The sequence below is a fragment of the Streptococcus sp. FSL K6-1323 genome, assembly GCF_038630745.1.
GTDB classification, from domain to species: Bacteria; Bacillota; Bacilli; order Lactobacillales; family Streptococcaceae; genus Streptococcus; species Streptococcus salivarius_D.
The window spans coordinates 1,551,983-1,564,937 of sequence record NZ_CP152039.1; the positions used below are offsets into that span (position 1 = coordinate 1,551,983).

The following is a 12,955-nucleotide window of genomic DNA, read 5'->3' on the forward strand; positions in this document are numbered from 1 at the left end:
CTTTAAATTTCGTAGACTTGGTAAGCACCCAAGATTTTATATCCAATTCCAACTGCAGTTAGCTCTTCAAGAGCGAACTGAGCCAACTTTTCCTTTGTATAATCACAATCAATAATGAAGAAATACTCGCCAAGTACCGTCTTCAACGGACGGCTTTCAATCTTGGTCAAGTCAATGCCTCGCCAGGCAAAGGTCGATAGGGCCTTGTAAAGTGCCCCTGGCATATTGTCAGGCAGGGTCAAGGCCAGCGTTAATTTACAATCAATCTGATTGAGCGGAATCTCAGGAACGGTGTTCCCCAACACCCAAAAGCGGGTATAATTCTTTTCAATCTCCTGGATATCCTTAGCCAATATTTGTAGACCGTATTCCTTAGCAGCTGCATGCGGAGCAATTGCCGCATAAGGCTGATCTGGATTATCAGCGACAAAACGAGCCGCAAAGGCAGTACTAGCTGTTGTCTCAATCTTGGCATGTGGAAAATGCTGTTTAATGTACTTTTTCCCTTGGGCAATGGCCTGTGGGTGTGAGAAGATTTTCTCAATTTTCTCATGATGTTTAGTAGCCATCAACTGCTGCTTGATGGGCTGAACAATCTCTGCCACAGCACGAATATCGGCCTGATGGAAGAGATAGTCTAAACTCTCATGAACAGAGCCCTCAATGGAATTTTCCACTGGAATGACCGCGTAATCCACACGCCCCTCTTCATAAGACTTGATAACCTCAGTAATGGTACCTAATGAAACCAATTCTGCCTCAGGAAAAGCCTTTAAGGCTGCATTATGTGTAAACGACCCACTTGGGCCCAAATAACCTACATACATTTGATAAACCTTGCTACTTCTTCTGGCGTTCGATTATCAACCGTGACAACCAAATCTGCTAAATCTTGATAGAGTGCCATTCGACCGTCATAAATAACCTTAAAATCCTCTTTTGAATGATTGAGAAAGAGTGGGCGTTGATTTTTGCTATCCTTTTGAATGCGATCATAGACCACATCGAAAGAAGCGTGGAGCCAAACATTATGCTTACGATTCTTGGCCAAGAGCTGACGATTATGCTCCGTTACAACGACACCACCTCCAGTAGAGATGATGACATCATCTCCCTCTTGGAGAAGTTCTTCCAGAGTCTCAGACTCAATCTGACGAAAGGCTGCCTCACCTTCTTTTGCAAAAAAATCAGCAATGGACATGCCGATTTTCTCCTCGATGACCTGATCCATATCTACGAAACGACCATCCAGGTATGGAGCGACGGAACTCTTACCGACTCCCATAAAGCCCAATAAAACCTTAGCCATGGAGCAATCCTTCCAAATCACTAAAGAAACTTGGGTAACTTGTATTGATAGCTTCCGCACGTTGCAAGTCAACCTCACCATCTTGAACCAAGAGGGCAGCAATAGCTGTCATCATACCAATACGGTGGTCACCCAAGGTATTGACCTCTGCCCCATGAAGAGGCGTCTTACCTGTGATAATCATACCATCCTCAGTTGGTACAATATCAGCCCCCATAGCATTCAAGGCATCTGCCACCACCTGAATACGGTCAGTTTCTTTGACCTTGAGTTCCTCAGCATCACGAATCACTGTCTTACCTTGGGCTTGTGTTGCCAAGAGTGTGATAATCGGAAGTTCATCAATCAAACGTGGAATGATATCTCCACCGATTTCAGTTCCTTTAAGTTCTGAAGTTTCAACCGTAATGGTCGCAGATTTGGCAACCTGGTCAATATCTGAAAGGGTAATTTTACCACCCATGTCTTTGATGACATCAATGATACCAGTACGCGTCTCGTTGATACCAACATTTTTCAAGACAATCTTAGAGTTAGGTACCACGAGTCCCGCTACCAACCAAAAGGCAGCTGAAGAAATATCTCCTGGAACTACGACTTCTTGAGCCGTAAAGGTTTGGCCACCAGAAATTCGAATTTCCTTGCCATCTACCTGAAGCTGACCACCAAACTGCTGAATCATATCCTCTGTATGATTACGTGTTTTTTCCTTTTCAATGATGACAGATTCACCATCAGCTTGAAGAGCTGCAAAAATAAGGGCAGATTTTACCTGAGCAGAGGCAACTGGCAATTGGTAATGAATAGGCTTAAGGGACTTGCTACCGTGCATTTTCAATGGTGGCAAATCACGGTCTGTTTGACCTGAAACCTCTACACCCATCTGACGCAAGGGAATGGTCACACGGTCCATAGGACGTTTTGAAAGGGAATCATCTCCAAACATCTCTACATCGAAATCTTGACCTGCAAGCACACCTGAAATCAAGCGAATAGATGTCCCAGAGTTACCCATGTCCAACTTGTTTTGAGGAGCCTTGAGACCATCAAAACCAACACCGTGAATGCGTACCACATCACCATCATCCTCGATAGTCACACCCAAGTCACGGAAGACCTGCATAGTTGAGAGGACATCCTCACCTCGTAAAATATCACGAACAGTTGTCACACCTTTGGCAAGACTTCCGAACATGATAGAACGGTGACTGATTGACTTGTCACCAGGGATGCGCAAGCTGCCATGAAGACCTTGAGCCTTGGTTTCTAGTTTCATAGGTTACTCCTAAAAATTTTATAGTTATTCCCATTATACCATATTTGAAAGCCTAACCATAGACTGAATTGTCAAAATATTCACTCGCTTGTATTGCCATACTTTTCTTTCAAGAAGGCAACCGCCTCTTGAACACGGTTCCGAATCAAGTTAGCAGACTCCTGCAAAAGATTTTTTTCCTCAGCCGACAAAGACAAGCGAACTGGAGCAGCCACCCCATGACGCCCTAGGATGACTGGATAGCCAAGATAGGTTTGATAGGCTTCTTGATAGCTTGATACTGCCACTTCTTCTTGAGCATCCGAAAGGATAATAGACACCAAACGAAGAGCCGCACTGGCAATGCCGTAAGAAGTATAGCCTTTACCATAAAAGACCTTGTGGCCACCCTTCATGGAAGCCATAAAGAGATTTTGTCGCTCTTTTTCGCTGGTCAATGCTGTAATGTCTTGACCTTTAACCTTGACCTGACTCCAGGCTGTAAATTGAGAATTCCCATGTTCGCCAAGATTGTAGCCGGATACTGATTTGGGATTGACTGATAAATCATCTCCTACCGCTGCCTTCATTCTAGCCGTATCGAGTAGAGTCCCTGTTCCAATCACACGTTCTCTTGGCCAGCCTGTGAATTCCTGATAGAGGGCTGATACCGCATCTACAGGATTCGAGATAACCAAAAGTATGCCTTTAAAATCCAATTTTTTAAGTTCCTGAGAAACCTGATAAACAGCTTCTCGAGTAAATGGAAATTCAGCAAAGCGATCCTCACCAGCATTATGCTGTAACTGAATATTGCCAAGAGATGAAATAATCACATCAGCATCTTCAAGTGCCGCATAATCATTGACAACAATGTTTGCATAGCTAGGTAGATTTGCCATAGCATCCTTAAAATCTTGGGCATCTGCCTCGGCCTTCTTCTCATTGATATCTATAAAGACATAACTATCGGCCAAGCCTTGAGCAATTGCCCCATGAGCTACTGCAGCTCCAACATTTCCCATACCAATAATTCCAATCTTACGACTCATCATTTTCCTCCTTAATATTTCTAGCTTCTTCCTTAGACAATCTCTTTTGAAAGCAGAAAAGGGCCTGTCAATTGACACACCCTCTTTGATTAACTATTCAATTCTTGCAAAGGTTTGAAGATGATACGTTCAATATCATTCAAATAAACAGACAAACCTTGTTGTGCAGCCAAGTATTCTTTCAAAAGGGCATTAGCTTCTACCTTTTGACCCAATTCTTGAACAGCTGCTTGTTCTTCTGCAGTTGGCATTGTACCAGCTTGCATTTTAGCATAGAAATCCTCTTGGAAATCAGTAAACTCTTTGAAAAGAGCGCTAGCCTCAGCATCAGCTGCAATCGCTTCTTTTTTCTCTACCAAAGTTTTGTACTCAGGAAGGGCACGAATGCCACGTTCCAACTCATTTGCTAAATCATAAATATTTGTCATTTTATTCTCCTAGGCAATCACCACATGATAATCCGTATTGGCTTCAATAACAGTCTTAGCATGTGTGCGATCTTTTTCATTTTTAAAAGTAATTTGTAGGATACCGTGAATATCCTCACGATTTTCCTCATTAATACGAAGGTTAACCAAAGACGTTCCTCGTAACAATTCCATAATGCTAAGGATAACGTCTTCCCGGTCAGGCACATCCACGAAAATATCGAAGGCACTTTCCACGCCACCCTTTTTGTGAATTTCCATCTCTTTACGTTTCTTACGACCGTTGTCAAAGAACTCCCAAATGGCATTCTCATCTTCAGCCTTTATCAAGTCGGCCACATGGTCCAAACGTTTTTTGAAATCTTCAATACGATCCAAAACAGCTGGCCCATTGGTCATGAGAATGGAAGCCCACATGCCAGGTTCACTTTCTGCAATACGGGTCATATCTCGGAAGCCCCCAGCCGCAAAGTGATTGGTCATCTCGTGAGCCTGCGCGTAGTCAGCAGCTTGCTCCATAAGACCAGAAGCCAAAAGATGTGGAAAATGACTGATTTGACTGGTTACACGGTCATGTTCAGCCGCATCAATCTCCACAAATCGTGACTTAAGCCCTGACAAGATGTCCTTAAGTTCAGGGATAGTTGTCTCTCTTGTTAGACTCGTCGGTGTGAAAATATAATAGGCATTTTCGAAAAGTGTCACGTCAGCTGCAATAGCCCCTGATTTATGGGAACCAGCCATAGGGTGAGAACCCACAAACTGAACATTTTTACCAGTTAGGTAACGTTCAGCTGCCTCAACGATATCCAACTTAGTAGACCCTGCGTCTGTGATGATGACATCATCTTTGAGATCCAGGTCAGCCAACTCCTTCAAGTAGGCCACCGTTTGCTTAATTGGCACTGCAAGGACAATAACATCCGCGAGGGGAGCAAATTCTTTGAAATCACTTGTTGCACGGTCAACGATGCCACGCTCAAGTGCAATATTTCGAGAATAGTCAGAGCGATTATATCCAAGAATCTCATAATCAGGGTGGTCCCTTTGAATCCCTAAGGCCAAGGAGCCACCAATCAAGCCCAATCCTGCGATATAAATAGTTTTCTTACTCATTACTACTCCCATCTATTGTCTGATGCTGCTTAAAAGTTTTTCACATAGTCACGGTGACGTGCTACCGCTTCTTTCAATTCTTCCATGTTGTCAGAAGAGAATTTGTCCAAGATTTCATTGGCTACGACTGTAGCGACTACGGATTCCATAACGACACCCGCTGCAGGCAAGGCCGTTGGATCTGAACGCTCGACTGTTGCCTTGTATGGTTCATGTGTTTCGATATCTACTGACATCAATGGCTTGTATAGGGTTGGAATAGGTTTCATAACCCCACGGACCACAATCGGTTGCCCGTTGGTCATACCACCTTCAAAACCACCAAGGTTGTTAGTGCGACGTGTATAGCCGTCCTCTTCATTCCAGAGAATCTCGTCCATTACTTGAGAGCCCTTGAGGTAGCCATCCTTGAAACCAAGTCCAAATTCTACACCCTTGAAGGCATTGATGGATACAACAGCTTGAGCAATCTTAGCATCAAGTTTGGTATCCCATTGGACATAAGAACCAAGACCAACAGGGACGCCGCCAACAACAGTTTCAACGACACCACCGATTGTGTCTCCCTCTTTTTTGATTTGGTCAATGTAATCTTTAATTTCTTGTTCACGTTCTTGGTTAACAACTGAAATCTCTGATTGTTGAGCCAATTCCTTGATTTGAGCGACTGTCAAATTCTCAGGCACATCAATTTCCTTACCACCAAAGACAACAACATGGTTAGCAATTTCAATATCAAGCTCAGCCAAGATACGTTTAGCGACAGCACCTACTGCCACACGCATAGTTGTCTCACGCGCACTAGAACGTTCCAATGAATTACGCAAGTCATCGAAACGGTACTTCATTCCACCAACCAAGTCAGCATGTCCTGGACGTGGGTGAGTGATTTTACGTTTGGTTTTCAAACGGTCCTCAATATCTTCCACAGCCATGATATCCAACCATTTTTGATGGTCCTTATTGATAACATGAAGGGTGATTGGAGCCCCTGTTGTTTTCCCATGACGAACACCAGAAGTGATTTCAACCTTATCAGACTCAATTTTCATACGGCCACCACGACCATAGCCACCTTGACGACGTTTCAAATCGCCATTGATATCTTCAGCCGTCAAGGGAAGACCTGCTGGAACACCTTCGATAATTGCTGTTAAACGTGGGCCGTGAGACTCACCTGCTGTTAAATATCTCATTTATTTCTCCAAGTACTCTTTCATTTCAACTAAAGGAATTTGATTGATAGCTGCCTTACCAATCTCTGGAACGATAACCGTCTTAATGCTATTACCACGGGCTTTTTTGTCATGTGTGAGAGCTGTATAAAGCTCCTCAACACGCCATGGCTCATAGTCTACTGGCAAGCCAAATTTGACACACATCTCAGCAATTTGACGTGTGATCCCCTTAGGCATGAGGCCTTTTTCCTCAGCAACTCGTGAAATCTGAACCATTCCGATAGCCACCGCTTCACCGTGCATGACTTTACCGTAACCAGCTGTTTGTTCAACGGCATGCCCAATCGTATGACCAAAGTTTAGATACATACGGACGCCACCTTCAAACTCGTCTTCAACCACAATTTTACGCTTAACGTTACATGAACGATAAATGATAGTTTCTGAATTTTCTAGGATACTGTGAACTGAACCATCAATGCTTTCAAGCAAGTGCCAAAGCTCAGGATCATCAATCAAACCGTATTTGACAACCTCACCCATACCCTCAATCAATTCACGTTTACCAAGTGTCTCAAGGACATTAGGGTCAATCAAGACACCATCAGGCTGAGCGAAAGTTCCCACGATATTTTTAGCAAATGGTGTGTTCACACCTGTCTTACCACCAATAGATGAATCCACTTGGGCAGTTAGACTAGTTGGAACCTGAACGAAGTGAATGCCACGCATATAGGTCGAAGCGACAAAGCCTGCCAAATCACCAACAACGCCACCACCAAGAGCAAGAATGCCATCACTACGAGTCATGCCATTCTTAATCAAAAACTCATAAGCCTTATTAACAGTTTTAAGATTTTTACTTGCTTCACCTTCTAGGAAATCAAAAACGACTACCTCAAAACCTTCGTGCTCCAAGCTAAGCTTAACTTTTTCTGCATATAGAGCCCCCACATGATTGTCCGTGATAAGTGCAATCTTTTGTGGTTCCCAAAGTGACTTCACCCATTGACCGACGGTCTTAAGGGCTCCTTTTTCAATAATAATGTCATAAGGGTTATGTGTTAAATTTACCTCTAGTTTCATAGTCGTCCCCTCCTAGCTATTGTAAATATTTTCTAATTCCTGCCAAATGGCGTCTGTTGGCATGTCCTTGCCGGTCCACAATTTAAAGGCACCTGCTGCTTGATGAAGCAACATGCCAAGTCCATTTACAGCCTCGATTCCCTGTTTTCTAGCCAAGGCCAAGAAAGGTGTTTCAAAAGGCTGATAAATGATATCAGCAACCAAGAGTCCCTTAGGAAATTTTGTGTCTGTAGGAATGGGCAAGGATTCGCCATCCATCCCAACACTCGTCGCATTCACCAATAAATCAGCCTGGCCTAGTTCCTCTTGAAAATACTCAAAATCATTTAAAGCATGAAACTCCAATTGGCAAGTTGCCTGTTCAAGTAAGGACTTAAAACTTTCTTTTGCCTTATCCAATGACTGAGGGCGAACGTAGACACTGACTTTTTTTGCATCATCAAGAACTGCCTGCGTCACAATAGCTTTAGCGGCACCACCAGCACCCAAAATCATCAGATGAGCGTCTCTAGGGCTAAAGTTCTTTAGACTAGCAAAGAAACCAAAACCGTCCGTATTATGACCAATCAAATGACCATCACGATTAACAACTGTATTGACAGCACCAATCAGTTGAGCTGCAGGACTAATCTCATCCAAAAAAGGAATGACTGCTTCCTTATATGGCATCGACAAGTTGATACCGAACATGTTGTAACGTCTAATATTTTCAACTGTCTCGGCTAGGTCTGATTCTGGAATCTCCCAGGCCACATAAACACCATTAACTTGTGTCTTTTCGAAGGCCGAATTATGAATAAATGGCGAAATAGAGTGCTTGATGGGATTGGCGACAACAGCTGCTAGGCGTGTGTGTCCATCAATCTGCATCTAAAATCTCCCTAATTCTACGCATATCTGCTAGACTAATTTGTCCTGGAGCACTGGCATTATCAAGACTAGCAAAGGTCCATGATGAACCCATCAAGTCGCCAGCAAGACGTGACATACGACCAAGTTTACCCATTGACATAGTTGCAAACTCTTGTTCAGGATTATAGGCCTTGAAACCACGTGTGAAGTTCATCAAGTCAATAACATCCTGCTCATGCTTAGGCATAACCGCCACCTTTACCACTCTTGGTGTCAAGTTTGCCATCTCAGATAAAAGTGCCATAAGGTTTTCAGGTGTCTCCTCAAAGTTATGATAAGACAAAACCAAGTTTGAAAATTCGAGCATTTGGTCAAAGACAGCCTTACGTGTGAAATACTCAAAATCAATATAATCTGGCGAATAGATAGCAGCTACATCCTTAATTAGTGCGACGTATTCCGCATCCGTTAACTCAAGCTTGCCACCCTCACGCGTCGTACGGATGGTAAAGACAATCTCAAAGCCTGCGAATTTCTCGAAAATAGCTGGAGCAACCGTTAAGATACTATCCTTATCTAAAAAATCTGCACGCCATTCTATAATGTCTGCCCCCTCAAAACGAGACAGTTCAAGCTCTTGTGCCTCCTCTAAACTAGTTGGCATAATCGGAACTACAATTTTCATTTATTTACCTTTATTGTGTATACTTTCAAATAATTTGATGTTGGATCATTAGGATTGACGGTAAAATCCGCTGGTAATTGTTGCAGGTTAACGAAGTCCGCTGAAACATCTCCCAAGCCCTTACGCAGTTGTTTTTTAAACTGTTGCACGGTCATATTAGCAGCATTGGTACTTGCAATGATTGTCCCATGCTCTGATAAAATATCAAGACTCTGTGCAATTAACTTGTGGTAATCCTTATTTGCTGAGAAGGTGCGTTTCTTATTTCGAGCAAAGCTTGGCGGATCAATGACGATAAGGTCATAAGATAAGCCTTTTTTCTTTGCATATTTGAAATAATCAAAGACATCCATCACGACCAAGCGATGATTGCCCATACTGAAACCATTAGCTTCAAAATGAGCCGTCGATAATTCACGTGAACGCTTAGCCAAATCAACCGATGTCGTTTCAACCGCTCCCCCCATAGCCGCAGCAACTGAAAAAGCTGCCGTATAGGAGAACATATTCAGAACTGATTTACCCAAAGCTAGGCCATTAACTAAACCATCACGCACTTCATGCTGATCAAGGAAAATCCCCGTCATTAGCCCATCATTGAGGAAAACTTCATAAGTTACCCCATTTTCTAAAATGGTGAAGGTATCGGCCGCCTCTTGCCCAAAAAGATGGTCTGATTCGAAATCAAGACCCTTGAAGCGAATTTTCTCATAGCCTCCCAAAACCTCAGGAAAGACCGCTTGGAAAGCCTCTACAATAACATCCTTCAAGGAATAAACAAAGGCATTGTACCATGAAAAGAGGGCGTAATCGCCATATAGATCAATAGTGAGACCACCAAAATCGTCACCATCCTGGTTGAAAAGACGAAAAGCTGTCGTCAACTCATTATCATAATAGGATTGACGTTTGGCCTTAGCCCTTTCAAAAAGTCCTTGAAAATAAGTCACTGTCAATTTTTCTTTATTAGGGGACAGAAACCATCCTATCCCCTTATTTTGACTTGACAAATAGCCCGTTCCTAAAAAATCTTTGGACTGGCTATAAAGGTAAACCAACTGATTATTTTCAGTGATATTTGGAAAATCTTCCGCTAAAAGAAGCTGTTTTCCTTGTTTGATTTTTTTCTCCGCAAAGGGACTTACCGTCAATATACTCATGTTACTATTATACCAAAAAAATGCTATTATTTCTGTTTCGTAACTAGATTTTATCAATTATATGTCAAGGAATATCACACTCAATGGCAGTAAATTTTTGAGAGTCATTATCTTATTTGGTATAATGATTAAGATAATATAGAATCAAAGGAAGTATTACTTTGAAAAAAATTAATGAAGCCTTTTGGAAAGGAGTTTCATCAAGACTTGGATTTATCCTCTTGTTACTCTTCTTTTACTGGCTAAAAACCATATTCGCTTATTACGTCAACATTAATCTTGAGTTGGAAAGCAGATATCAGGTTATGCTTTCGCTGATTAACCCTATTCCACTAGGATTAATGCTTCTAGGTTTAGGACTATACTTTAAGAAACGACGTTTCTTTTATAGCATTACCATTGCTATCTATGTCATCCTTAACCTCTTACTTATCGCTAATGTGATTTACTTTGGAGAGTTTACAGACTTTATCACTGTAAATACCATCCTAGCAAGTTCTAGTTCGGCAGCAGGACTAGGAGACTCCGCCAAGAACCTTCTTGAGCCAAGCTATCTCTTCTACCTGATTGATGTACCTTTCTTCATCTATGCTGGTTTCAGGAAGAAGCTTAAGATGGACAGCAAGCCATTTAACAAACGAGCTAGTTTTGCCGTCACTGCACTGTCGACACTCCTTCTCTCAGTTAACCTCTTCTTAGCGGAAGTTAACCGTGGCGAGTTGTTGACACGTGGTTTCTCAAATAACTATATTGTTCGTGCTATGGGGATTCCCTTCTTCACAGCCTATTCTGGTAACTTAACTTATCAGGCCTCACAGGCTCGTTCATCTGCAACAGCTGAGGATATGAAAAAGGTTGAAGCTTACGTTAAAGAGCACTATGCAGCACCTGATCCTAAGTATTATGGAATTGCTAAAGGAAGAAACGTCATCGTTATTCACCTGGAAAGCTTCCAACAGTTCCTCATTGATTACAAGCTCAAAGTAGACGGTCAAGACTATGAGGTTACACCATTCATCAATTCCATTTACCACTCAAACGAAACCCTAGCCTTTTCAAACTTCTTCCACCAAGTTAAATCAGGGAAAACTTCTGATGCTGAAACCTTGATGGAAACGTCTCTCTTTGGACTAAGCACAGGCTCATACATGGTAAACTATGGTGGTACCAATACAGCCTATGCTGCACCATCTATCCTAGCTCAAACAGGTGGCTATACATCAGCTGTTTTCCACGGAAACACTGGATCCTTCTGGAATCGTAATAACACCTATAAACAATGGGGGTATAATTACTTCTTTGACTCATCAGCCTTCACTGAAAAAACTGATGAAAACTCATTCCAGTATGGTCTAAATGACAAGTACATGTTCCCAGATTCCATCAAATATCTGGAACAAATGCAACAACCTTTCTACGTTAAATACCTTACAGTATCTAACCACTACCCATACACTTCACTCTCAGGCGATGAAAAGGAACAAGGTTTCCCACTCGCTGAAACAAAAGATGAGACAGTCAACGGATATTTTGCAACAGCTAACTATCTTGACTCAGCAATCAAAGACTTCTTTGATTACCTTAAGGAAACCGGTCTTTACGACAACTCGATTATTGTCATGTACGGTGACCACTATGGTATTTCAGATACACGAAGCAGCAATCTTGCTGAACTTCTCGGTAAGAACCCTGAAACTTGGTCAAACTATGATAAGGCCATGCTTCAACGTGTTCCTTACATGATTCATATTCCAGGATATACTGGTGGTGGCATCTCTAACACCTTTGGCGGTGAGGTCGATGCCCTTCCAACTCTCCTTCACATTCTTGGTGTTGACACTAGCTCTTATATCCAGATGGGACAAGACCTCCTATCTCCTGATAACAAGCAAATTGTCGCATTTAGAACCTCAGGTCAATATGTTACTCCTCAATACACTAGCTATTCTGGTCGACTCTATAATACTCAAACAGGGGAAGAAATTACCAACCCTGATGAAACGACTAAAAAGGATAACGAAGCCATTCGTAAGGCAGTAGCAACTCAGCTTTCAATGAGTGACGCTGTTCAAACAGGTGATCTCCTTCGTTTCTATACACCAAATGGTTTGAAACCTGTTGATTCTAGCAAAATTTCCTACACTAAACAAATGGATCAACTGAAACAGATCAACAAAAAGCTGAAAGATAAATCAACTAGTCTCTACAAGCAAAAAGGCAATAAATCAACAGCTGATCTATTCAAAACCCCATCTTACAAGGAGCTACATCCTTCAGAATCCGAATCAAGCTCTAGCTCAAGTTCGGGTGAATCAGAGCCAAGCAGCTCTTCAACGGAACAACAATAACCCCTAAAGGCAGTCCAATATGGACTGCTTTTTTAGATTAAACAAGTTTCAATACCACTTGGCTGAAAAATTGTAACTCTCATCTCACTAGTTACTCTCAAACATATTTCTTGCTAGTTTGCTATAAGCGTGATTAAATAGGATTTGTAAGAAAACTTATAAAGGAGAACCGATATGAATCCAATGGAATTATTTAACCAAGTAAAAGAAATGATCGAAAAGAAAGATTTCGAAGCTGCTAAAAAGTTTGTCGATGAAAACAAAGATGATTTGGGAGAGTACTTCGACCAAGCTAAATCTCTTGTGTCAGGCAACGAAATGGTCAGTGGAGCTTTAGACAAGATTAAAGGCCTATTCTAAGACGAAATCCCCTCAATCCTATTGATTGAGGGGATTTTTATATTTGGAAGTCCTATTTAGGTACAGTGCCTATCATAGGCTAAAATTCTATAGAACAAGCAAAAAAAGAGATTCCCTAAGGAACCT

The 12,955-nt window shown here is 42.0% G+C and carries 13 protein-coding genes; 2 read left to right on the top strand and 11 right to left on the bottom strand.

The genetic code is table 11. The features are described 5' to 3' along the window. Positions 1 to 2: 2 nt before the first annotated feature. The 11 genes from pheA to NST80_RS07185 all read right to left on the bottom strand — a co-directional run bounded on the left by pheA (position 3) and on the right by NST80_RS07185 (position 10,121). On the bottom strand, positions 3 to 827 hold the full coding sequence (gene pheA, locus NST80_RS07135; RefSeq protein WP_002890467.1) for a prephenate dehydratase: 825 nt from the start codon (positions 825 to 827) through the stop codon (positions 3 to 5). Then, on the bottom strand, positions 818 to 1,309 hold the full coding sequence (locus NST80_RS07140) for a shikimate kinase (RefSeq protein ID WP_183138241.1): 492 nt from the start codon (positions 1,307 to 1,309) through the stop codon (positions 818 to 820). Before NST80_RS07140 ends, pheA begins: the two co-directional genes overlap by 10 nt. Next, entirely contained in the window at positions 1,302 to 2,585 is a 1,284-nt protein-coding gene (gene aroA, locus NST80_RS07145) for a 3-phosphoshikimate 1-carboxyvinyltransferase (RefSeq protein WP_183138242.1), read from the bottom strand. The genes NST80_RS07140 and aroA overlap by 8 nt, the downstream gene beginning before the upstream one ends. 80 nt (positions 2,586 to 2,665) lie before the next feature. Further along, positions 2,666 to 3,616, bottom strand: coding sequence for an L-lactate dehydrogenase (locus NST80_RS07150; RefSeq protein ID WP_149561515.1), 951 nt, complete (start codon positions 3,614 to 3,616; stop codon positions 2,666 to 2,668). 89 nt (positions 3,617 to 3,705) lie between these two features. After that, a complete protein-coding gene (locus NST80_RS07155; RefSeq protein WP_002890462.1) occupies positions 3,706 to 4,044 on the bottom strand; it encodes a YlbF/YmcA family competence regulator in 339 nt (112 codons plus the stop codon). A 9-nt stretch (positions 4,045 to 4,053) separates the two neighbouring features. Then, positions 4,054 to 5,160 (bottom strand): prephenate dehydrogenase, encoded by a 1,107-nt coding sequence (locus NST80_RS07160; protein ID WP_013990889.1) that lies wholly within the window; start codon positions 5,158 to 5,160, stop codon positions 4,054 to 4,056. A 29-nt stretch (positions 5,161 to 5,189) separates the two neighbouring features. Beyond that, positions 5,190 to 6,356, bottom strand: a complete 1,167-nt coding sequence (gene aroC, locus NST80_RS07165; protein WP_003094323.1) for a chorismate synthase — start codon at positions 6,354 to 6,356, stop codon at positions 5,190 to 5,192. Then, the gene (gene aroB / locus NST80_RS07170) at positions 6,357 to 7,424 is read right to left on the bottom strand and encodes a 3-dehydroquinate synthase (RefSeq protein ID WP_013990891.1); all 1,068 of its coding nucleotides are present in this window, start codon (positions 7,422 to 7,424) and stop codon (positions 6,357 to 6,359) included. It lies immediately after the preceding gene. A 12-nt stretch (positions 7,425 to 7,436) separates the two neighbouring features. Further along, the gene (locus tag NST80_RS07175) at positions 7,437 to 8,294 is read right to left on the bottom strand and encodes a shikimate dehydrogenase (protein WP_070577874.1); all 858 of its coding nucleotides are present in this window, start codon (positions 8,292 to 8,294) and stop codon (positions 7,437 to 7,439) included. Beyond that, positions 8,284 to 8,961 (bottom strand): type I 3-dehydroquinate dehydratase, encoded by a 678-nt coding sequence (gene aroD / locus NST80_RS07180; protein WP_070850334.1) that lies wholly within the window; start codon positions 8,959 to 8,961, stop codon positions 8,284 to 8,286. Before aroD ends, NST80_RS07175 begins: the two co-directional genes overlap by 11 nt. Then, a complete protein-coding gene (locus NST80_RS07185; protein ID WP_013990894.1) occupies positions 8,958 to 10,121 on the bottom strand; it encodes a class I SAM-dependent rRNA methyltransferase in 1,164 nt (387 codons plus the stop codon). The genes aroD and NST80_RS07185 overlap by 4 nt, the downstream gene beginning before the upstream one ends. Before the next feature lie 161 nt (positions 10,122 to 10,282). On the opposite strand from NST80_RS07185, the gene NST80_RS07190 reads away from it, so the two are divergent. Together NST80_RS07190 and NST80_RS07195 are read left to right on the top strand one after the other, a co-directional pair. Then, positions 10,283 to 12,469: an LTA synthase family protein gene (locus NST80_RS07190; protein ID WP_118172262.1), complete on the top strand. Its 2,187-nt coding sequence runs from the start codon at positions 10,283 to 10,285 to the stop codon at positions 12,467 to 12,469. Between the two features lie 174 nt (positions 12,470 to 12,643). Further along, positions 12,644 to 12,829: a hypothetical protein gene (locus NST80_RS07195; protein ID WP_002886071.1), complete on the top strand. Its 186-nt coding sequence runs from the start codon at positions 12,644 to 12,646 to the stop codon at positions 12,827 to 12,829. Positions 12,830 to 12,955 lie beyond the last annotated feature (126 nt).

What these genes read in the sequence shown, in the direction of transcription:
- pheA (WP_002890467.1), bottom strand. Translation starts at nt 827, where the DNA reads ATGTATGTAGGTTATTTGGGCCCAAGTGGGTCGTTTACACATAATGCA.
- NST80_RS07140 (WP_183138241.1), bottom strand. Translation starts at nt 1,309, where the DNA reads ATGGCTAAGGTTTTATTGGGCTTTATGGGAGTCGGTAAGAGTTCCGTC.
- aroA (WP_183138242.1), bottom strand. Translation starts at nt 2,585, where the DNA reads ATGAAACTAGAAACCAAGGCTCAAGGTCTTCATGGCAGCTTGCGCATC.
- NST80_RS07150 (WP_149561515.1), bottom strand. Translation starts at nt 3,616, where the DNA reads ATGAGTCGTAAGATTGGAATTATTGGTATGGGAAATGTTGGAGCTGCA.
- NST80_RS07155 (WP_002890462.1), bottom strand. Translation starts at nt 4,044, where the DNA reads ATGACAAATATTTATGATTTAGCAAATGAGTTGGAACGTGGCATTCGT.
- NST80_RS07160 (WP_013990889.1), bottom strand. Translation starts at nt 5,160, where the DNA reads ATGAGTAAGAAAACTATTTATATCGCAGGATTGGGCTTGATTGGTGGC.
- aroC (WP_003094323.1), bottom strand. Translation starts at nt 6,356, where the DNA reads ATGAGATATTTAACAGCAGGTGAGTCTCACGGCCCACGTTTAACAGCA.
- aroB (WP_013990891.1), bottom strand. Translation starts at nt 7,424, where the DNA reads ATGAAACTAGAGGTAAATTTAACACATAACCCTTATGACATTATTATT.
- NST80_RS07175 (WP_070577874.1), bottom strand. Translation starts at nt 8,294, where the DNA reads ATGCAGATTGATGGACACACACGCCTAGCAGCTGTTGTCGCCAATCCC.
- aroD (WP_070850334.1), bottom strand. Translation starts at nt 8,961, where the DNA reads ATGAAAATTGTAGTTCCGATTATGCCAACTAGTTTAGAGGAGGCACAA.
- NST80_RS07185 (WP_013990894.1), bottom strand. Translation starts at nt 10,121, where the DNA reads ATGAGTATATTGACGGTAAGTCCCTTTGCGGAGAAAAAAATCAAACAA.
- NST80_RS07195 (WP_002886071.1), top strand. Translation starts at nt 12,644, where the DNA reads ATGAATCCAATGGAATTATTTAACCAAGTAAAAGAAATGATCGAAAAG.